General features: G+C 65.0%; 15 protein-coding genes. 8 read left to right on the top strand and 7 right to left on the bottom strand.

What is annotated here, in order from left to right:
• The first annotated feature begins 4 nt into the window (after window positions 1-4).
• From ABWP89_RS09170 to ABWP89_RS09145, 6 genes are all read left to right on the top strand, one after another.
• The gene (locus tag ABWP89_RS09170) at window positions 5-1,624 is read left to right on the top strand and encodes an alpha-amylase family glycosyl hydrolase (RefSeq protein WP_353228784.1); all 1,620 of its coding nucleotides are present in this window, start codon (window positions 5-7) and stop codon (window positions 1,622-1,624) included.
• Window positions 1,625-1,788: 164 nt separating this feature from the next.
• Window positions 1,789-2,583, top strand: a complete 795-nt coding sequence (locus tag ABWP89_RS09165) for a GDSL-type esterase/lipase family protein (protein WP_353228783.1) — start codon at window positions 1,789-1,791, stop codon at window positions 2,581-2,583.
• Window positions 2,583-4,787: a GH92 family glycosyl hydrolase gene (locus tag ABWP89_RS09160; protein WP_353228781.1), complete on the top strand. Its 2,205-nt coding sequence runs from the start codon at window positions 2,583-2,585 to the stop codon at window positions 4,785-4,787. Before ABWP89_RS09165 ends, ABWP89_RS09160 begins: the two co-directional genes overlap by 1 nt.
• On the top strand, window positions 4,784-5,686 hold the full coding sequence (locus ABWP89_RS09155) for an alpha/beta hydrolase (RefSeq protein WP_353228780.1): 903 nt from the start codon (window positions 4,784-4,786) through the stop codon (window positions 5,684-5,686). The genes ABWP89_RS09160 and ABWP89_RS09155 overlap by 4 nt, the downstream gene beginning before the upstream one ends.
• A gap of 41 nt (window positions 5,687-5,727) precedes the next feature.
• Window positions 5,728-7,215, top strand: a complete 1,488-nt coding sequence (locus ABWP89_RS09150) for an MFS transporter (RefSeq protein WP_353228779.1) — start codon at window positions 5,728-5,730, stop codon at window positions 7,213-7,215.
• On the top strand, window positions 7,212-8,360 hold the full coding sequence (locus tag ABWP89_RS09145; RefSeq protein ID WP_353228778.1) for a cytochrome P450: 1,149 nt from the start codon (window positions 7,212-7,214) through the stop codon (window positions 8,358-8,360). The genes ABWP89_RS09150 and ABWP89_RS09145 overlap by 4 nt, the downstream gene beginning before the upstream one ends.
• A gap of 14 nt (window positions 8,361-8,374) precedes the next feature.
• Here the strand turns inward: ABWP89_RS09145 and ABWP89_RS09140 are convergent, their stop codons facing one another.
• The 5 genes from ABWP89_RS09140 to ABWP89_RS09120 form a co-directional block, all read right to left on the bottom strand.
• Window positions 8,375-9,940 carry an alpha-amylase family glycosyl hydrolase gene (locus ABWP89_RS09140; protein ID WP_353228777.1) on the bottom strand — a complete coding sequence of 522 codons (1,566 nt, stop codon included), beginning with the start codon at window positions 9,938-9,940 and terminating at the stop codon, window positions 8,375-8,377.
• A 396-nt stretch (window positions 9,941-10,336) separates the two neighbouring features.
• Window positions 10,337-11,635 carry an NAD(P)/FAD-dependent oxidoreductase gene (locus ABWP89_RS09135; protein ID WP_353228776.1) on the bottom strand — a complete coding sequence of 433 codons (1,299 nt, stop codon included), beginning with the start codon at window positions 11,633-11,635 and terminating at the stop codon, window positions 10,337-10,339.
• A gap of 66 nt (window positions 11,636-11,701) precedes the next feature.
• On the bottom strand, window positions 11,702-12,316 hold the full coding sequence (locus tag ABWP89_RS09130; RefSeq protein WP_353228775.1) for a TetR family transcriptional regulator C-terminal domain-containing protein: 615 nt from the start codon (window positions 12,314-12,316) through the stop codon (window positions 11,702-11,704).
• Window positions 12,313-13,722, bottom strand: a complete 1,410-nt coding sequence (locus ABWP89_RS09125) for an APC family permease (RefSeq protein ID WP_353228773.1) — start codon at window positions 13,720-13,722, stop codon at window positions 12,313-12,315. The genes ABWP89_RS09130 and ABWP89_RS09125 overlap by 4 nt, the downstream gene beginning before the upstream one ends.
• Window positions 13,722-15,335, bottom strand: coding sequence for a phytoene desaturase family protein (locus tag ABWP89_RS09120; protein WP_353228772.1), 1,614 nt, complete (start codon window positions 15,333-15,335; stop codon window positions 13,722-13,724). Before ABWP89_RS09120 ends, ABWP89_RS09125 begins: the two co-directional genes overlap by 1 nt.
• Before the next feature lie 96 nt (window positions 15,336-15,431).
• On the opposite strand from ABWP89_RS09120, the gene ABWP89_RS09115 reads away from it, so the two are divergent.
• Entirely contained in the window at window positions 15,432-16,568 is a 1,137-nt protein-coding gene (locus ABWP89_RS09115; protein WP_353228771.1) for an aromatic ring-hydroxylating oxygenase subunit alpha, read from the top strand.
• A gap of 38 nt (window positions 16,569-16,606) precedes the next feature.
• Here ABWP89_RS09115 and asd read toward each other — a convergent pair whose 3' ends face one another.
• Window positions 16,607-17,446: an archaetidylserine decarboxylase gene (gene asd / locus ABWP89_RS09110; RefSeq protein WP_353228770.1), complete on the bottom strand. Its 840-nt coding sequence runs from the start codon at window positions 17,444-17,446 to the stop codon at window positions 16,607-16,609.
• A 178-nt stretch (window positions 17,447-17,624) separates the two neighbouring features.
• Between asd and ABWP89_RS09105 the strand changes: the two genes are divergently transcribed.
• Entirely contained in the window at window positions 17,625-18,767 is a 1,143-nt protein-coding gene (locus ABWP89_RS09105) for an MFS transporter (protein WP_353228769.1), read from the top strand.
• Here the strand turns inward: ABWP89_RS09105 and ABWP89_RS09100 are convergent.
• Window positions 18,764-19,648, bottom strand: a complete 885-nt coding sequence (locus tag ABWP89_RS09100; protein WP_353228767.1) for a LysR family transcriptional regulator — start codon at window positions 19,646-19,648, stop codon at window positions 18,764-18,766. The two genes, ABWP89_RS09105 and ABWP89_RS09100, sit on opposite strands and share 4 nt — an antisense overlap.
• Between the last annotated feature and the right edge of the window lie 41 nt (window positions 19,649-19,689).

Raw genomic sequence — 19,689 nt, 5'->3', positions numbered from 1 at the left:
ACCAATGCCCGTCGCGGACACCGCAACCGGCCACGAATGGTGGCGCGGCGCGGCAATCTATCAGATCTATCCGCGCAGCTTTGCCGACAGCAATGGTGATGGCATCGGCGATCTGCCAGGGATTACCGCGCATCTGGATCATGTCGCCAGCCTGGGCGTCGATGCGATCTGGATTTCGCCGTTTTTCACCAGCCCGATGGTCGATTACGGCTATGACGTAGCGGATTACCGCGATGTCGATCCCACCTTTGGCACGCTGGCCGATTTTGATGCGCTGATCGCACGCGCGCATGCGCTGGGGCTGAAGGTCACCATCGATCTGGTGTTTGCGCATACCTCTGACCATCATGCCTGGTTCGTCGACAGCCGCAGCGGCCGCAATGGCCACCATGCCGACTGGTACGTGTGGGCCGACGCCAATTCCGACGGCACCCCGCCCAACAACTGGCAATCGGTGTTTGGCGGCCCGGCGTGGACCTGGGACGCGCGGCGCCAGCAATACTATTACCACCAGTTCCTGAAGGAACAGCCGCAGCTGAACGTACACCTGCCCGCGGTGCAGGATGCGCTGTTGGACGTGACGCGGTTCTGGCTGGAACGGGGCGTGGACGGGTTTCGCTTTGACGCGCTCAACCATTCGATGTTCGATCCGGCACTGACCGACAATCCGCCGGCCACCGACAATCGCCCGCGCACGCGATCCTATGATTTCCAGATCAAGTCATTCAGCCAGAACCACCCCGACGTGGTCGGCTTTGTCGAACGCATCCGCCGCGTGTGCGACGATTACGGCGCGATTTTCACGGTTGCCGAGGTCGGCGGCGATGGCGCGATGCCACTCATGAAGGCCTACACCGCGGGCGACCATCGCCTGTCGAGCGCCTATGGCTTTGATTTTCTTTATGCCCCCGAATTCGATGCCCGGCTGGTTGCCAAAGTGCTGCAGGCCTGGCCCGGCACGCGGGACGCCGCCGGCCTGACCGAGGGCTGGCCCAGTTGGGCGTTTGAAAACCATGACGCCCCGCGCTGCCTGTCGCGGTGGACCGACGACGCCGCCCGTCCGGCGTTTGCGCGCATGATCATGGCGCTGCTGGTGGCGCTGCGCGGCAATGTGTTTCTGTACCAGGGGCAGGAACTGGGCCTGTTGCAGGACACCATTCCGTTTCATCTGCTGAAAGACCCGGAGGCGATCGCCAACTGGCCGCTGACGCTCAGCCGCGACGGTGTGCGCACACCGATGCCGTGGGATGCCACTGTGCCCCATGGCGGATTTACGCGTGGAGACCCGTGGCTGCCGCTGTCGGCGGACAACATGGCGCGCGCGGTCAACACGCAGCAGCACAATCCGGCCGCGTTGCTGGCGCATACCCGCGCGATGCTGGCGCTGCGCCGCGCGCACCCGGCGCTGCGGCTGGGCACGGTCGAAGCCTTGCGCGTTGATGGCGACCTGCTGTGCTTTACGCGGCGGGGGCCGAGCGAAGCGATCCATTGCGCGTTCAACATCGGCCCCGCACCGTGCGACTACAGTGCGCCCGGCGGCGAGGTCATCCTGTCGCTCAACCAGGCCGATATGCAAGTGCTGCCGGCGTGGGGCGTGCTGTTTGTCAGGGATGGGGCGGTGTAAAACCGCAGGCGGCCATGGTTGGCGCGCGCGGCGTGTTGCCCGCGCGTATACCTATGCGAAAACATTGCCTGCGCAAGTGCCGGTGGTACGATCGCCGGAATTATAAAAATTGGCCGGAGTGTGATGTTTTGAAACGCGTTTTGTCGCGCCTGCTGGCAGCGGGAATGCCATCGCTGCTGGTCTTTTCGGCGACTGTGCTGGCCCAGCCGGTTGCGCAACCAACAGGCCATTTCGTTGCCGAAACACCGGTCGCGCGGGTTGATTATTGGCAAAAGCGGGCCGCGCAGATTGATGAACGACTGGCCGACCGCCAGAGCATGGCGGCGATCAGGCTGGTGTTCGTCGGCGATTCCATCACCGATTTCTGGCATCTGGATGCCAACCCGTGGTTTCCCGGCAAATTTTGCGGCGCGGCGATCTGGGATGAAAGCTTTGGCGGCGCCGTACCCGGGCAAACCGCGCTGAACCTGGGTGTATCGGGCGACCGGATCGAACATGTGCTGCACCGGCTGATGCCCGCCGCCGATGGTGGCGAAGGCTGGCTTGACCGGCCCGATCTGCGCCCGGACCGCGTGTTTGTGATGCTGGGCATCAACAATTCGTTCGACGCCGAAACGCCCGCCGCAGCCAGCATCATCAAGGGCGTCATGGCCGTCGTCGCGCGCATACGCGAACGCCAGCCCAACGCGCAAATCGTCGTCCAATCGCTGTTGCCGACCGAAGACGATGCCAAGAATCGCGATCTGGTCAGGCCGGTCAATGCGGCGCTGCGCGACTTCGCCGGCGCAGACAAAGCCCTGCGCTTCCTCGACCTGTACCCCTCGTTCGTCGATGCCGGCGGCATGCAGCGCCGCGACCTGTTCAACGACGCCCTGCACCCCAGCCGCGCCGGTTATCGGGTGTGGCGCGATCAACTGGTGGCGTTCCTGCACACCGCTGCCGCGGCGCCTGCGCGCTGATGACCCTGGCCGCGATCGGCCGTGCCGCCCTGCTGGTGCTGGTGCTGGCGCTCGCCGGCACGGCGCCCGCAGCTTTCGCAAGGGCCGCATTGCCGCCCGTGGCCTATGTCGATCCGTTCATCGGCAGCGATGGCACCGGCCACACCACCCCGGCCGCCACCCGGCCGTTCGGCATGGTGGCGCCGGGGCCGGACAATGTCGATCATGGCTGGGAATATTGCAGCGGGTACCAATTTCGCGCGCCCACGATCGATGGCTTTTCGCAAACACATCAAAGCGGCACCGGCTTGCCCGAAATGGGCGATATCCTGCTGATGCCGATGGCCATCCGGCGCACCACCGGTTTTGCCAGCCACTATGCCAAATCGAGCGAAGCCGCGCGCGCGGGCTATTATACCGTTCGCCTGGACGACAATGCGGTGAAAGTCGAACTGACCAGCACGACCCGGGTTGCGCTGCATCGCTATACATTTGACCGGCCTGGCCGGGTCTGGGTGCTGGCCGATTTCCAACACAGCCTGCATTTTCTTGATGGGCCCAGAGTCACCGCCAGCGACGTGCGTCTGGGCGCTGACGGCGCCGATGGCAGCGTGGATTCAACCAATTGGGCGGTGCGCCATGTTGCCTTTGCGCTGCGGTTCGATCATCCGATCGCCGCCAGCGAACGCCTGCCCGCCGCGCCCGGCGAAAATGCGCCGCGCTATCTGCTGGCGTTCGATCTTGGCACCGGCCGCACTTTGCAGGCCAAAGTTGCGGTATCATCAACCGATGAGGCGGGTGCACAGCGCAACCTGACCGAATTGCCAGGCTGGCAATTTGATGCGGTGGCGCTGGCATCGGCCACGCAATGGAACCGGTTGCTGGGCCGCGTGACGATCGACGCGGACGCGCGCACCCGACGCGTGTTTACCACCGCGCTGTATCATGCGTTTGTACACCCCGCGACGCTGTCGGATATCGACGGACGCTATCGCGGGGCCGATGGCCAGATCGCCCGTACACGCGGGGCTGTGGAATATTCGACGCTGTCGCAATGGGACAGTTTTCGCGCCGCACAGCCGCTGTACACGCTGATCGTGCCAGAGCGAGTGAACGATTTTGTGCTGACCATGCTCGATCACGCGCGCGCGCGGGGCTATCTGCCGATCTGGGCGCTGTGGGGGCGCGAAACCGATACCATGATCGGTGATCCATCGCTGTCGATCATTGCCGACGACTGGGCCAAGGGCTTTCGCGGTTTTGATGGCCACGAAGCGCTGGCGGCGATGATCCGCACATCGACGGTTGACCATGCCCATTCGCAGTGGAGCATGTTCGACCAATACGGCTATTACCCGTTTGACCTGGTTTCCAACGAGGCGGTCTCGCGCTCGCTGGAGGCTGGCATCGGCGATGCGGCCACCGCGCGTATGGCCGCCATGCTGGGCGACCCGGCCGCTGCCACCCGCTTTGGCACCCGCGCTGCGGCCTATCGCGCGCTGATCGATCCCGAAACGCATCTGGCGCGCGGCCGCGACAGCGCAGGGCACTGGCGCACCCCGTTCGATCCGCTGACCGCGACGTCCCCGCTCAACAATCCGGGCGATTATACCGAGGCGAATGCCTGGCAATATTCCTGGACGCCGGCGCTGCACGACCCCGCGGGCCTGATTACCGCGATGGGCGGGCGCGCGGCCTTTACCGCCATGCTCGACCGGTTTTTTGGCGTGACATCGACAAAGGCCGACAAGTACCTGGGGCAGGAAGCCATGCTGGGGCAGTATACCCACGGCAACGAACCCGATCAGCACGTGCCCTGGCTGTATCTCTGGTCCGACACCCCGTGGAAGGCGGCGCAGACGGTGCGCACGATTGCCGCGCAGTTTTATCACGACACACCCGATGGCGTGATGGGCAACGAAGACGCCGGCCAATTGAGCGCATGGTACGTGTTTGCCACACTGGGGTTCTATCCGGCGCAACCGGCCAGCGGCAGCTTTGTCGCCGGCGTGCCGCTGGTAAGCCGTGCCACGATCCGCGTGCCGGGCCGCGCACCGCTGGTGATTGCCCGGACCGGCACCGGCGACCTGCTGAAAACGCTGACCTATCAGGGGCGTCACGTTGACCCGCTGGCGCTGCCCTATCGCGATCTGGCGCGGGGCGGCACCCTGCGGTTTGCCATCGCCCCCGTGATGTCCCCCGATCGAAAAGGAACCGTCCGATGATCCGCCGCCTGATTGTACTGTGTATGGCCCTGTTCGGGCTGGGTGCGACCCCGGTCCATGCCGACACACCGCTGGCGGGTGGCACGCTGGTGCAGATCAGCGCGTTCCCATCGGCTTTGGTAACCCCGCGCCAGGTCTCGATCTGGTTGCCGGCGGGCTATGCCACCAGTGGTCGGCGCTATCCGGTCGTGTATTTCCATGACGGGCAAAACCTGTTCGACCCGGCCACTGCCTATGGCGGGAAAACGTGGGGCGTGGCCGAAACCCTGTCGGCGATGCACGTCGATGCGATTGTGGTGGGAATCTGGAACACGAAACAGCGCGGCCGCGAATATTTTCCGGCCAAGGTGTTTGCCCTGCTGCCCCCCGATCAGCAGGCCAATGCCGTGGCAACCCATGGCGGTGCGCCCCTGTCGGACGCTTACCTGCAATTCATTGTCACCGAGCTTAAACCGGCAATCGACCGCGCCTATCGCACGCGCCCCGGCCGCGCCGATACCAGCATGGCCGGGTCCAGCATGGGCGGGTTGATCTCGCTGTATGCCATGGCCGAATATCCGCAGGTGTTTGGCCAGGTCGCATGCCTGTCGGTGCATTGGCCGATGAGCGATCCGCGCAAGAGCGATCCGGCAGTGGTGACGGCGGCGTGGGCTGGCTATCTGAAAACCAGCCACTGGCAACCGGGCCAGAACCGGCTCTATATGGATCACGGCACGCTGACGCTGGACAGTTTTTATCGCCCTTATGCCGAACGGATGGAGGCCGCGCTGCCGCAAATGGGCTGGCAGCGGGACAAGAATTGGGTTTCCCGCGTGTTCGAGGGCGGCGCGCATGACGAAGCATCGTGGCGCGCGCGGCTTGCCACGCCGATGCAATTTCTGCTTGGTTCCGAACATTGAGACCATAGTTCCCTGCCCCGTTCGGCATTTGAAAGTCACGCATGCAAAAGCCACTGAAAAGCTTCGCCGGGCTATGGAACATCAGTTTCGGATTTTTCGGCATCCAGATCGGCTTTGCGCTGCAAAGTGCCAATATGAGCCGGGTGTTCCAGTCGCTGGGCGCCAATATTGACGATCTGGCGGTGCTGTGGATTGCCGCGCCGGTGACCGGATTGCTGGTGCAGCCGCTGATCGGGCACGTGTCCGACCGCACCTGGCTGGGGCGGTTCGGCCGTCGGCGCCCGTTTTTCCTGGCTGGCGCGTTGCTGTCGGCGCTGGCGATGGTGGCCATGCCGCTCAGTTCCGGATTGCTGATGGCGGCGCTGCTGCTGTGGATGCTGGATGCCAGCCTGAACATTTCGATGGAGCCGTTTCGCGCTTTTGTCGGCGACATGCTTAATCCGTCGCAGCACGCGCTGGGCTATGCGGTGCAGACCGCATTTATTGGCAGCGGGGCGGTCATCGGATCGCTGTTCCCGTTTGCGCTGGCACATTTCGGCGTTGCCAACGTGGTTGCGGGCGGTGGCATCCCCGATACGGTGCGGATATCGCTGCAGCTGGGCGCGGTGATCCTGTTTGCGGCGGTCGGCTGGACAGTGCTGACCACCCGCGAATATTCGCCTGACGAAATGGCGGTTTTTCATCCCGAAACGGCGACCGCCACGGCGCCCGATCTGACGAGGCAACCGTTGGCGCGCGCCGCGATGTGGATTGTGGCCGGATTGGCCACGGCTGCGGTGGTCGCGCATTTCGGCCTGCGCAAGGAGGTGTTGCTGCTGGCCATGTGCCTGATCGTATACGGCACCGGGCTGCTGGTGGCGATCATGCGCGCCAGACAGGGCCACGCGCCAGGCATGTTTTCAACCATCCTGGGCGAACTGGCCCAGATGCCAAAGCTGATGCAGCAACTGGCACTGGTGCAGTTTTTCACCTGGTCGGCGCTGTTCATCATGTGGATCCACACCACGCCGGTGGTCGCACAATATGTCTTTGGCGCTGCCGATCCGGCCAGCCCCGGTTATCAGGCGGCCGGCAATTGGGTGGGCGTGCTGTTTGCGGTTTACAACGGGGTGGCTGCGATCGCCTCGCTCACGCTGTTGCCACTGCTCACGCGGCTGATCGGCAAGATCCGTACCCATGCGCTGTGCCTGACCTGCGGCGCAATCGGCTATCTGGGTTTTCTGTTCGTGCGCGATGCGCAAATGTTGATCATCAACGAAGTGGCGATCGGCATTGCCTGGGCCTCGATCCTGTCGATGCCCTATGCCATTCTGGCCTCCAGCCTGCCGCAGGCAAAGCTCGGCACGTATATGGGACTGTTCAACATTTTCGTGGTGATCCCGCAATTGCTGGTGGCCACCGCGATGGGCAGCGTGATGCACGCGGCTTTCCCCGGCCAGCCGATCTGGACGATGGCCTTTGCCGCGGGATCGATCGCGCTGGCCGCCCTGTTCACCCTGCGTATCCGCGATGTACCGGCCGCCGCATGACCGAACCTGATCCAATCGATCCGTTCCGCGCGGCGCGCCGCGACCATGGCGTGCTGGCGGCCCAGTTTGCCGGCGAACCGATCCCGATGATCCTGCGCCATGCCGATGTGCGCAAGGCCGCGCGCGACTGGGAAACCTATTCATCGGATGCGCCGATGCGCGTGCCGATCCCGTCCGAAGAAGCGGTGCGGTCGGTGCGGCAATTGCCGATCGAGGCCGATCCCCCGCTCCACACCCGGTTTCGCGATTTGCTGAAGCCGATCTTTTTGCAACCATTGGCCCCGGATTATCAGGCGCGCATCGACACGCTGATCGCCGGGCTGATCGATGCGGCGCTGACCCGGCCACACGTCGAAATCGTGCGAAACTTTGCACTGCCGCTGCAATCGCGCGCGCTGGCCTGCCTGCTGGGCATGCCCGAAGCGGCGGCCGAAGAATGGATCAGCTGGGGCACGCACGTCTTTCACGATGGCGACGACAGCACGGACAAAGGCGCCGTGCTCGACCGCTATATCCGCGCCGCGCTGGATGGTGCCGATGTGCCAGCGGGTACCGATTTCTTTGCAATCCTGCGCCGCGCCACGGTCGATGGACACGCGTTGACCCGCGACGAAATGGTCGGGATTGCCAACCTGACCTTCGCGGGCGGGCGCGACACGGTAATCCACGCGGTCAGCCGGATCATTGCCTATTTCGCCGACCACCGCGCCGAACTTGCCAAAATTGCCAGTGACACAAAACGCGTTGCCTTTGCGACCGAGGAATTTGTGCGCGTCGTTTCGCCGCTTACGCACATTGGGCGGGTCTGCCCCCATCCGACCGACGTGCACGGGCTGGCGGTGCCGGCCGACGCCCGCGTGTCGCTGTGCTGGGCCTCTGCCAATTATGACGAGGCGGTGTTTGACCAGCCTGAAACGGTGCGGCTTGACCGGTCGCCCAACCCGCACCTGGGGTTTGGCAGCGGGATTCACAATTGCCTGGGCGCCACGCAGGCCCGCACAATCCTGCGCAGCCTGATCCGGCAGCTGGGCACCCAAACCCGCGCGATCACGGTGATGGCAGAGCAACGCCAATACGAAGACCAGCCCAGCTATCGCCGGTGGGTGGGCTATGAATCGCTGGTCGTGCGGATGGAACCCGCCTGATCGGCGCGTGTGGCTCAGCGGGTTCCCAAAATGCGCGTGGCATAGGGTGCGAGCGCAGAGGCGCCCTCACCATCCCCGACCAGCACTTGCATGCCCGCCATCGACACCGTGGCATCAGGTGCGGGCGCGGCCGGCGCGTCGGACAGGTTGACCAGCACCAGCGTGCGGTGCACGCCCTTGCTGCGCAGCACGCACAACACGCGCGATGCTGCGGCACAGGGAAACGCCTGGTCGCCGCTGGCCAGTTCGGGCCGGGTGCGGCGCAGGCCAATCAGCCGCCGGTACCAGTTCAGCAGGGAACCCGGCGCATGGTCCTGTTCTTCCACCGAAACACCGTCGTTCGACACATTCACGCGCGGCTGCCACACGCGGTCCATCGACCGGTACCAGATCGCCGATCCCGGCGCCTCCAGATCGGCTTTCCAGCGGAAAGCCTCTCGCCGGGGGATGTCGGGCGCATCGGTATTTTCCGCCGGCCCCTTGCGCCCGCGCATGCCCAGTTCCTGCCCGTAATAGACCGATGGTTCACCGCGCAGCGAAAACAGGATCGCGGCAGCCGCGCGCGCCTTGGCCGGATCATTGCCGATCATGCCCATAACGCGATCGGTGTCGTGGTTTTCCAGGAACACGACCTGGTTCTTTCCCACCGGCGTCGCCGCCTGCGTCGCCGCCACTTCCTTGAGTATGGCGTCTTTATCCAGCTTTATCAGCGCGTCGCGCAAGGGGAACGCAAACACCATGTCGGCATGTCCGCGAGCCAGGAAATCGTGGCCATGACCCCAGTCCCACTGTTCCCCCACGAACCGCAACCCCGGTCGGCGCGCCTTGACCGCCGCGATCAGCGGGCGCCAGAACCCGTCGAACAGGTTGGTCACGGCGTGCGCGTTGTCGAGATCGTCCATCATGTGATCGATGCGAAAACCATCGACGCCGTCGCGCCCGCTGCCATCGCCGTGCGGATCGGCCCAGCGCAGCAGATAGGCCTGGAAATAGCGGCGCACCGCGGGGTTATCCAGATTGACATAGGCGATGGCATGCGATGTGCCGTCGGCCGCGCCGGCATACATCCCAAACGGCGTGGCCAGCGGATCGACGCCGCGCCTTGCCTTGTCCCACATCAGCCAGTCGCGCCGTGGCGCGCGCGGGTGATGCCAGGTCTGCGTCAACCACGGATGCCCGCCCGCAACATACTGGAATTCCAGATCCATAGTGACCCGCAGGCCATGCGCATGGGCCGCGCGCACCAATCGCGACCACGCCGCCATGCCGCCATATTCGGGGGCAACACCCCTGAAATCGGTGGCGAAATAATTGTGATAAAACGGCGATGGCTGCACCGGGGTCAGCAGAACGGTGGTCACCCCCAGGCCCTTGATATAGTCCAGCCCCTGCACCAGCCCGTCGAGATCACCGATCCGGTCGCCATCAGCATCGCGAAAGCTGCGGACAAACACGTGATAGAAGATTTCGCCATCCGGGCCCGGAGCAGCAGCGGCCGGCCTGGCTGCAATCGGGCAAACCAGCGCCAGCAGCACGGTGAGCCACGCGGATAGGCCACGGCCCGTTCGTCTCAACGCCATTACGCAGCTATCCTCCGGTTCCCGGGGGGCAGCATGCTGTTCACCCGCCACGCCGTCCAGCCAGCGATCAGCGGAATACGTATACCATTGCAGGGGCGTGCCGGCCGGGCTGCCTGGACCCTGCTGGCTGGAGCCAGATGACGTTAGGTTGGACCGCCGCGACGGAGCCGATTTTGGCCCAGCGCGAGGAGAGAGGCGGGAGCCATGCCATCGCATAGTGACCGACGATTGACGCTGCGATGGGCCAAAAGCGGCCCGCCGCGGAGCGGTTGCGTCAGGAAGCCCCTCGGACAGCGTCGCGTTGCTTGGACGGGCTACCAGCCCGCCCAGCGCAACGCTCCTTGCCGAGAAGCTTCCTGACGCAATCCCGGCGGTGCAACCTAACGTCATCTGGCTCTAGACCCCATAGACCGGCAGCGGCATCGTGCCGTCGAAATATCGTTCCAGGCGAAAGGGCGCGGGATCGACAATCGGCGCGCGGCCCAGCACCAGATCGGCGGCCAGCTGCCCGCCCGCCGGCCCCGCGCCAAAGCCGTGCCCGGAAAAACCGGTGGCCACCACCAGCCCGCCGATCGCGGCCACCGGGCTGATCACCGGCACGGTGTCGGGCGTCGCATCGATCATGCCGCCCCATGTCTGCACGGCGCGTGCCGTGGCCAGCGCCGGATAGCGCTGCCGCAACAGCGCAAATGCGCGGTCAAGATATTTGCTGTCCGGCCGGGGGTCGAGCACGCGGATCGCTTCATAAGGTGACGGCCGGTCGAACGGCACGGTGGCGCCATCGCGCCATTCGCGCCAAAAATCATGCCCGAATTTCAGCCGGATGTGCCGCCATTCCATCCCCAGCAGATGGCGATAGAGGCCCATGTGGCGGAACGAGGCGGGAATGACCGGAATGGCGTTGAGATGCCCGTTGGCCACGGTAAACCCGCCATCGGCACGGCGGCGGATGCCCAGCGTGCCATCCCAGAAATTGGGCACGGGGCCGGCATCATCGGCAAACGGCTGGGTGCGCGCTACGCTGGCGCGCACCGGCAATTGCGGCAGCGCGATGCCCAGGTCCGCCAGGATGCGCCGGGTCCAGATCCCGCCGGCCACGACCACATGGGCGGTTTTGATGGTCCCGCGTTCGGTAACCACGCTCAGCACGCGCCCGCCTGCGGTTTCGATGCCGCGCGCCGCGCAATCGGTCAGGATATGCACGCCCAGTCGCGCGGCCGCCTGCGCCATCAGCGGCACCGCGCGCTGCGGCTCTGCCCGCCCGTCGGTCGCGCAATACATGCCGATGCGCGGACGCCCCTGGTCCCCCGGCAGCAGCGCGGCCAGCGCCTCGCCTTCGACCATTTCGGCATGAATGCCCGCATCGGCGGCCTGGGTGATCCACGCGCGGTTGTGCGCGATCGCGGCATCGTCGCGCGCAGCATACAGCGTGCCACGGGTGACAAAGCCGGTGTCGCCGCCCACGCGCGCGTTCATCCCGCGCCACAGCTGCAGCGCTTCGCGCGCCAGATCGAATTCGCGCGGATCACGCCCGGCCGCGCGGCACCAGCCCCAGTTGCGGCTGGACTGTTCGCCCGCAATCTGTCCCTTTTCGACCAGCGCCACGCGCTGTCCCGCTTCGGCCAGCGTCAGCGCCGCACACACCCCGATCACGCCGCCGCCGATCACCACCGTATCGACCGCAAGAGGCAACACGCTATCGCCGAACACGGCCATTGTCTGTGGGCCCACCGTTACAATACTCCCGCTATTTGCCGCATTTCAGGCCGTGAACAGCCGCCGCGCTGCCTGATCGCACAGGGCGATGCAACGGTCGTGCGGCGTGCGCCGGTCTGACAGATAGAATTCGATCCACAGGCCATCGAGCACCGCCGACAGGATCGCCACCGCATCGGCGATCGGCAATGCGCCTGCCTGCTGCGGCAACCGGTGGACGATCCGTTCCAGCAGCGCGCGCTGGCGCAGATTGAACGCATCGCTGACCGCGGCGAAATCGTCGCGGCTGCGCACCTGCTGCCAGAATACGATCCACGCGCCGATAATGTCGGGGCTGGCCCAGTCATCCGAAAACACCGCGACGAAAAAGGCATGCAGTGCTGCCCACGGATCATCCGCCACCGGCGCGACAGCCAGTTCGACATGGGCCAGCAAATCATCACACAATTGTTCATATGTTTCGAACAACAGATTGTCGGGATTGCGGAAATAGTGCCGCAGCAGCCCGTGCGACACGCCCGCCTGGCGGCAGATTTCACGCCCGGTCGTGCCCCGTGGTCCCAGCCTGGCCAGGCACGTAACCGTCGCATCCAGCAGGTCCTTGCGCCGCACCAGCGGAGATTCACGCCTGGCCCGGCGCCTGATGGTCACGTCGGTCATGGCGCCGATTCAGGCAGTGCAGAACGCCGCCCCAGCACATAGATCAGCGTTCCACTGCCGAGCAGCACCGTGGTCAGCCCGATGATCTTGATGACTGCCAGCAGCTTGTTTGGCTCATCCGCCGCGGGAAACCCGGCCAGCACCAGCGCCACGACGGTGGTCGCCAGGCCGATGCAGGCAAACAGCGTTGACGTGAAGCGGCCACCGGGCAGCCGGGTGACCACCACGCCGGACGGCTGCCCCTGCAGCCGGATGACCGCCAGGAACACCAGCGCAAACGGAAGGAATGCAGCGATGATACCCATGCTGACCAGCACGTCATAGGCGCCCTTTACCCCGGTGCCCGCCTGCCCCAGCACGCAGAACACCCCGCCCAGCCCGCCCTGCACCAGGATCGCCACATGCGGCGTGCCCCAGCGCGGATGGACTTTGGCGAACACCGGCGGCAACAACCGATCGATGCCGACCGCAAACGGAATGCGCGCGCTGCACGACAGGAAACCGCTGGCCGCGCCCAGATTGCCGACGGTGATCAACAATGCCAGCGGCACCACGATCCAGGTCGCGCCCAGCCGCCCGGCGGCCACTGCGCCGGCCTGGATCAGGCCCTGCAGGGTGTTGACCTCTGCCGACGGCATCGCCAGCAACACCGCGAACGTGCCGATGACATACGATGTGACGATGACCACCCCGGCGATCGGCAGCGCGCGGGGGATGGTCCGGCGCGGGTCCCTGATTTCACCGCTCATGAATGAGGCGGTTTCGGCGCCCGACAGCGCAAACGCAATCGTCGACCACACGATCATGTGCTGAATATCGAACACCGGCACGAACGATTGCGCGGTGAAATTGGTGGCCGAACCGAAATTCCACCACGCCATGCCCCCCATCGCGATCACGATCAATGCGGGCAGCCACATGCCCACCGCCCCCAGATTGTGCAGCCAGCGCCCGAACCGCAGCCCGACAATGTTGATGACAGTGATGAACAGCAGCGCCAGCAGCGCAAACGTCATGAAAAACAGCGGGCTGTTGTGCAGATACAGCCAGCGCGTGCCGCCGATATACAGCGCATTGCCCGCATCGAAATAGAACACGCTGGGAAAATACGGCAGGTTTGAGGTGAAATAGCTCCACCCCGCCATGAACCCGACATAAGGCCCAAACGCCTGCCGGGTCCAGATATACAGCCCGCCTTCCTGCGGGTAGCGCGACGACAATTCCACGATCGCAAGCACCAGCGGCAGGTAAAAGCACAGCAGCGCGCCCATCCACACCACGATCGAACTGGGCCCGATCGCGGCGGCGGTAGCGATCCAGCGCAGGCTGACCCCGGTGACGATGTAGAACATCGCCAGATCGACAACGCCCATGACCTTGGGCGGATGGGGCTCCGCGCCCGCCATCAGGCCCGGCGCCGCTTCCGGGTGTCACGCAACACCTGCATCGCGGCATTGTGCCCGGGCGCGCCGGTCACCCCGCCGCCGGGATGCGCCCCCGCCCCGCACAGATACAACCCGTCAACCGGCGTGCGGTATTGCGAATAGCGTGGCACCGGACGCATCGAAAACAGGCCGCCGACGTGCAGATCGCCGTGAAAGATATTGCCCTCGGTCAGGCCATAGATCCGTTCCAGATCGAGCGGGGTCAGCATCGTGCGGCCCAGGATCAGATCGGGCAGATCGGGCATGTGCCGGGTGATCTGGCGGATCACGGCATCGGTAAACGCCTCGCGCCGGTCGTCCCAGGTCCCTTCGCGCAAGTGATAGGGCACATACTGGATAAAGCAGGTCAGCATGTGATGGCCGGGCGGGCACAGGCTGTCATCGACCAGGCTGGGGATGACGCAATCGATCCACAGTTCATCGGGCACATCACCAAACCGGGCAATATCGGCACAGCGCTGCGCCCCTTCCAGCGTGGGGGCGATGGTCAGCAGCGCGCGTTCCAGCGGATCGGCATCGGGCGACCGGCCGATCACGCGCGGTTCCCCCGACAGCGCGATATTGAGCTTTGCGGCGGGGCCACCCATTTTGATCGCGGCGATGTCGCGGCGAAAATCGTCGGACAAATGGCCTGCATCCAGCAGACCCAGGAACGTGCGTTTGGGATCGGCATTGGACAGCACGACATCAGCGTGAAACTGCCGCCCGTCGGCCAGCATCACGCCGTGCGCGCGCCCGTTTGTGACATCGATCCGCGCGACCGGTGCACCGGTGGCGATGGTCGCGCCAAAGCCGCGCGCCGCCGCCGCAATCGCGCCCGACACTGCGCCCATGCCGCCCATGACATGGCCGTTGAAACCCTGCACGCTGTGGTCGCCGCCCGCCAGCAGGTGGAACAACAGGCCAACCGCCGACCCCGGTTCATACGGCCCGCCATGTTTGCCATAGACATTGTTGGCCAGGATCATCCGCTTGGTTTCGTCCGCCTCAAAATGACGGTCGAGAAAATCGCCCAGGCTGCCGGTCAGGAATTGCGCCATTTCGCCGATTTCGTTGCCGCTAATCCGGCGGAAACGCCGCACCAGCCGCAGACCTTCGCGCAGGCGATCAAGCCCCCTGGCGGCCAGATCGGGCGGGGATTCCAGGAAGAACGGCTGAAGATAGGCGGCCAGCGCCTTCAGCTTGCGATCCACTTCCACAAACGCCTCACCATCGCGTGCGGAAAAGCGGGCAATTTCGCGCGCAGTGGCGTGCGGGTCGGCCCACCAGCGGATGATCTGCCCATCGCCCAACGGCACCGTCAGGATCGGGTCGCAGGCGACCATGCGCAAGCCATGTTTGCCCAGATCGAGATCGCGGATCACCGTCGGCATCAGCATGGAGGCGATGTACGACGTAAACGACACGCGGTGACCGGGGATCACCTCTTCGGTTACGCAGGCGCCGCCGACAATGTCGCGCGCCTCCAGCACCAGCACCGAACGGCCCGCCCGGGCGAGATAGGCGGCAGCGGTCAAGCCGTTATGCCCGGCGCCGATCACGATGGCATCATAGCGGTCGGTGGTCGATAGCATGGCTGTGATGTCGCCCCGTTTGCGCCAAAGCGTAAAACTTGCCTCAAGCCCGGTTATAAGGCAACTGTCTAATAAGATCGCCGCGAAGGAATGACGATGACCCGGTCGGAAGACATGCCCGCCATGGAACAGTCGCTGGACAGCACAGCCTATCTGACCGCGGCCGCGTTTGCACAGGATCGATCATCGATCTTTGCACGGCAGTGGTTCTGCGCCGGTCGCGAAGAAGATCTGGCCGAACCCGGCGACCACCGCGTGCTGGATATTGCCGGCGAAAGCGTGCTGATTGTCCGCGACCGGTCCGGGGCGGTTTATGCCCATTACAATGTATGCCGCCATCGCGGTTCGCGGCTGTGCGATGCCGCCAACGATGCCCGCTGGGGGGTGACGCTGGATGCCGGCGTGGTCGGTGGCAACCGCATCCGCTGTCCCTATCACGGCTGGACATATGGCTTTGATGGCCGGCTGCTGGCCGCGCCACAATTGCAGGACACGCCGGGTTTCAACAAGGCCGACTATCCGCTCCACCCGGTTGGCGTCGCCGCCTGGGGCGGGTTCATGTTTGTGAACCTGGCGCCCGACACCGCGCCCGATTTTGCGACGGCGCTCGATGCCGCACCACGCCGGTTGAACAATTACCCGCTGGCCGCGCTGCGCACCGCCACGACGATCCGCTATGACGTCAACGCCAACTGGAAACTGATCCTCGAAAACTACAACGAATGCTATCACTGCCCCGGGGTTCATCCCGAACTGTGCGAAATTGTCCCGGCGTTTCGCACCCGCGGCGGCATCGATCTGGATTGGGAGGCTGGCATTCCCCACCGCGACGGCGCGGTCACCTACACCGCCGATGGTACGACCACCCGCGCCCCCTTCCCCGGCCTGTCAGAGGATGAGAAAGTCCGCCACAAAGGCGAACTGCTTTATCCGAACCTGATGCTCAGCATGTCATGCGACCATGCCGCCGCGTTTGTGCTGTGGCCGGTTGCGGCCGACCGCACCGTGATCGAATGCCGGTTTCTGTTCCATCCCGATGAAATGGCGCTGGCCACATTCGATCAGTCTGATGCCGTCGATTTCTGGGATCTGGTCAACCGGCAGGACTGGGCCGTGTGCGAACGCGTGCAGTCGGGTATTGCCGCCAGCGTCCACACCCACGGCTATTACGCCCCGATCGAGGACCTGAGCCTGGACATCCGCCGCTATGTCAGCCGCTGCCACGACCAATGATCCGCCCCGGCGGCTTACCCGCCAGGCGTTGTGCCGGGTCACTGCGCCAGCATCGTTCCCAGCCGGACCGGTCCGGCCGCCCGCCAGGCCGGATTGAATTGCAGACCGTTCTTTTCAAACAACAGGATTACGGTCGATCCCAGCAGGAAACGCCCCATCTCTTCACCCTTGCGCAACACGATCGACTGGTCGTCATACGTCCACATGCGCAAGGTGTTCGGGCGCGGCGCATTGACCAGACCATGCCAGACCGTCGCCACGCTGCCGACGATGGTTGCGCCCACCAGCACCATCGCCATCGGGCCGTGGTCGGTTTCGAACACACACACCACGCGTTCATTGCGCGCGAACAATCCCGGAATGGTGCGCGCGCAGGCGGGGCTGACCGAATAGAGCGCGCCCGGCACATAGGTCATGCTGATCAGGCGGCCATCGCACGGCATGTGCAGGCGGTGATAGTCCTTTGGACTGAGATACAGATTGGCAAAACTGCCGTTGTTGAACCGGGCGGCCAATTGCGCATCCCCGCCAAGCAGCGCGGTCGCCGTGAAGTGATGCCCCTTGGCCTGATAGATCTGCCCGTCTGCAATCGCGCCGAACTGGCTGATGCGGCCATCGACCGGGCAGACATAGCCCGCCCCGTCGATCGGGCGCGCATCGGGTTGCAACGCACGCGCAAAGAAATCGTTGAAACAGGCATAGCTGGTCGCATCGGGCAGTAGCGCCTCAGCAAGATTGACGCCAAACCGGCGCACGAACAGCCGGATCATCAGCGTGGTGAACCAACCCAGCCGCGCGCGGGCGATCCGCCCCATCAGTTCGGTCAAAGCCCGCTTGGGCAGCGCAATTTGCGTGAAGGCGGTCAACTGATCGAACATTGCAGCACCTTTGTGTCCTGTTGCGCCGGCACCCAACGCCGGCAACGCGCCCGGCGGCTATTGCCCGCACGCATCGCGCACACAGCCCCTTAGCCACCGGTGCACGGGGTCGGCGTCCATCCGGGGATGCCAGACCATCGAAACCGTGAACGCGGTTGCGGAAAACGGCAAGGGGAACGTGGCAAGGCCCTGTCGCCGGCGGGTTTTTCGCGCCGGGACCGGTCTGTTCATCACCGCATCGGTGCTGTGCGCGGCTGCGCCGTCGATCCACTGGCTGGTGGCGGCACGGGTGCTGCAGGGCATTGGGGGTGCGGGCATCCTGGCCCTTGGCGTCGCCCTGCTGCGCACCATCGTCCCGGCATCGCGCTTTGGCACGGCGATCGGCTGGAACGCGATGACCGTCGCCCTGACCTCCGCCGCTGGCCCGGGCGTGGGCACGCTTGTCCTGTCGGTCGCACCCTGGCCCTGGCTGTTTCTGGTCAATCTGCCGGTCGGCCTGGTCATCCTGGTGGCCGGCAGGGCGCTGCCCCGCGTGCGCGGAACCGGTGCGCCGGTCGATCGGACCAGCGTTGCGCTCAATGTTGGCGCGTTCGGCTGCTTCGTCGCGGGGGTGGAACTGCTGCCGGCAAGGCTGCCCGCGGCTGGCGGCTGCATCCTGTTCGCGGTTGTGTGCGGGGCCTTGCTGGTTGCCCGGCAGTGGCGGATCGCCACGCCGCTGCTTCCGCTCGACCTGCTGGGCCAGGCGCGCTTTGGCCGCGCGATTGTCGCGTCGATCCTGTGTTTCGAAGGGCAGACCGCGGGAATGATCGCGCTGCCATTCTATCTGCATGGGTCAATCGGTATGGCGCCGATGACCATGGCGGGGTGCCTTGCGTTGTGGCCACTCAGTGTCGCCGCGGTGGGGTCGTGGGCGGGCAAATGGGCTGACGCCGGACGAACGGGTGCGCTTTGTCTGGCCGGCAGCGTGTTGCTTTGCACGGGCTTCACCTCGGCAATCCTGCTCCCGCTCGCGCATTTTCCGCTGGCCTTTGGCGTTTGCGCCCTGTCGGGTGGCCTGGGCTTTGGCTTGTTCAACGTGGCCAACAACCGACGGCTGTTCATGGCGGCCCCGCTGCATCGCAGCGGCGCTGCCGGCGGCCAGCAGGGATTGGCAAGGCTGGTCGGACAAATCGCGGGCGGGCTGCTGCTGACGGTGCTGTTCACCGTCGCACCGGCCGCGATGGCACCCCGGATCGGCTTGGCCATCGCGGCCGCGCTGACGCTGACAGCCGGAATTACCAGCGTCATCAACCGCCAGCAGGGCTTGCCCAAATGGCGTTAAGAGAACGCTTCGGCCAGCAGATCATAGACCACGCGGATGCGGCGGCTGGTCAGCAGTTCGCGGTGCGTGACCAGCCAGAACGGCAGCGGCAGGGCGACCAGGTCGGGCAAAATCGGCTCAACATCGGGCAGCAATCCCGCAAATTCCTTTGGCATGACCCCGATGCCAAAGCCCTGGCGGATCAGCTCGCCAGCCACCACGCCATTGTCGGTGACAACCTTGAACTGCGATCGGGTCAGCGCCAGTCCGCACGAATTCAGCCCGGCGATCAGCCGATCGACCGGGGCAAAACCGATGAAGGTCATGGCCAAAAGGTCTGCGGCCGTCTGCGGTCGGCCATGCCGGTCCAGATAGCTGGTGGCGGCATACAAATGGGCCGACGACAGCCGAACCTGTCTGGCAATCAGTTCGGGCTGGTCCGGGCGGGCGTGGCGGATCGCGATATCCGCCTCTCGCCGGCGCAAATCCCGCATGTCGTTGGATGCCAGCACCTCCACCTCGATACCCGGCGCGATGTCGCGCAGGCGCATCAGGATGGGCGGCAGGAAATAGGCCGCCAGGGCATCGCTGGCGGTGATGCTAACCTGGCCGCCGACCGCCTGCGACTGACCCGAAGCCGTCAGCGCGATGCTGGCGGCAGCGTCACCCATGGTGCGGAAATGTTCCAGCAGTTCGACACCGATCGGCGTGATCGACAGCGATCGCCCGACCCGGTCGAACAACGCGACACCCAGTTCCTCCTCCAGCGCAGCGACCTGCCGCGACAGCGTCGGCTGCGTCAGGCGCAAGGACCGCGCGGCGGCCGACAGGCTGCCCGCCTCCGCCGTCGCAAGGAACGCGCGAGCCTGATTCCAGTCGAACGGGGCGGACTGCCAATTCATACGATTTTGCATAACACACAGCCGGATTTCGGCAATTTCTT

It is taken from the genome of Novosphingobium sp., assembly GCF_040398825.1.
Classification (GTDB): Bacteria; Pseudomonadota; Alphaproteobacteria; order Sphingomonadales; family Sphingomonadaceae; genus Novosphingobium.
This window is presented reverse-complemented; position numbering and strand designations above follow the sequence as displayed.

What these genes read in the sequence shown, in the direction of transcription:
- ABWP89_RS09170 (WP_353228784.1), top strand. Translation starts at nt 5, where the DNA reads ATGCCCGTCGCGGACACCGCAACCGGCCACGAATGGTGGCGCGGCGCG.
- ABWP89_RS09145 (WP_353228778.1), top strand. Translation starts at nt 7,212, where the DNA reads ATGACCGAACCTGATCCAATCGATCCGTTCCGCGCGGCGCGCCGCGAC.
- ABWP89_RS09150 (WP_353228779.1), top strand. Translation starts at nt 5,728, where the DNA reads ATGCAAAAGCCACTGAAAAGCTTCGCCGGGCTATGGAACATCAGTTTC.
- ABWP89_RS09160 (WP_353228781.1), top strand. Translation starts at nt 2,583, where the DNA reads ATGACCCTGGCCGCGATCGGCCGTGCCGCCCTGCTGGTGCTGGTGCTG.
- ABWP89_RS09120 (WP_353228772.1), bottom strand. Translation starts at nt 15,335, where the DNA reads ATGCTATCGACCACCGACCGCTATGATGCCATCGTGATCGGCGCCGGG.
- ABWP89_RS09100 (WP_353228767.1), bottom strand. Translation starts at nt 19,648, where the DNA reads ATGAATTGGCAGTCCGCCCCGTTCGACTGGAATCAGGCTCGCGCGTTC.
- ABWP89_RS09140 (WP_353228777.1), bottom strand. Translation starts at nt 9,940, where the DNA reads ATGGCGTTGAGACGAACGGGCCGTGGCCTATCCGCGTGGCTCACCGTG.
- asd (WP_353228770.1), bottom strand. Translation starts at nt 17,446, where the DNA reads ATGTTCGATCAGTTGACCGCCTTCACGCAAATTGCGCTGCCCAAGCGG.
- ABWP89_RS09125 (WP_353228773.1), bottom strand. Translation starts at nt 13,722, where the DNA reads ATGGCGGGCGCGGAGCCCCATCCGCCCAAGGTCATGGGCGTTGTCGAT.
- ABWP89_RS09165 (WP_353228783.1), top strand. Translation starts at nt 1,789, where the DNA reads ATGCCATCGCTGCTGGTCTTTTCGGCGACTGTGCTGGCCCAGCCGGTT.
- ABWP89_RS09130 (WP_353228775.1), bottom strand. Translation starts at nt 12,316, where the DNA reads ATGACCGACGTGACCATCAGGCGCCGGGCCAGGCGTGAATCTCCGCTG.
- ABWP89_RS09155 (WP_353228780.1), top strand. Translation starts at nt 4,784, where the DNA reads ATGATCCGCCGCCTGATTGTACTGTGTATGGCCCTGTTCGGGCTGGGT.
- ABWP89_RS09115 (WP_353228771.1), top strand. Translation starts at nt 15,432, where the DNA reads ATGACCCGGTCGGAAGACATGCCCGCCATGGAACAGTCGCTGGACAGC.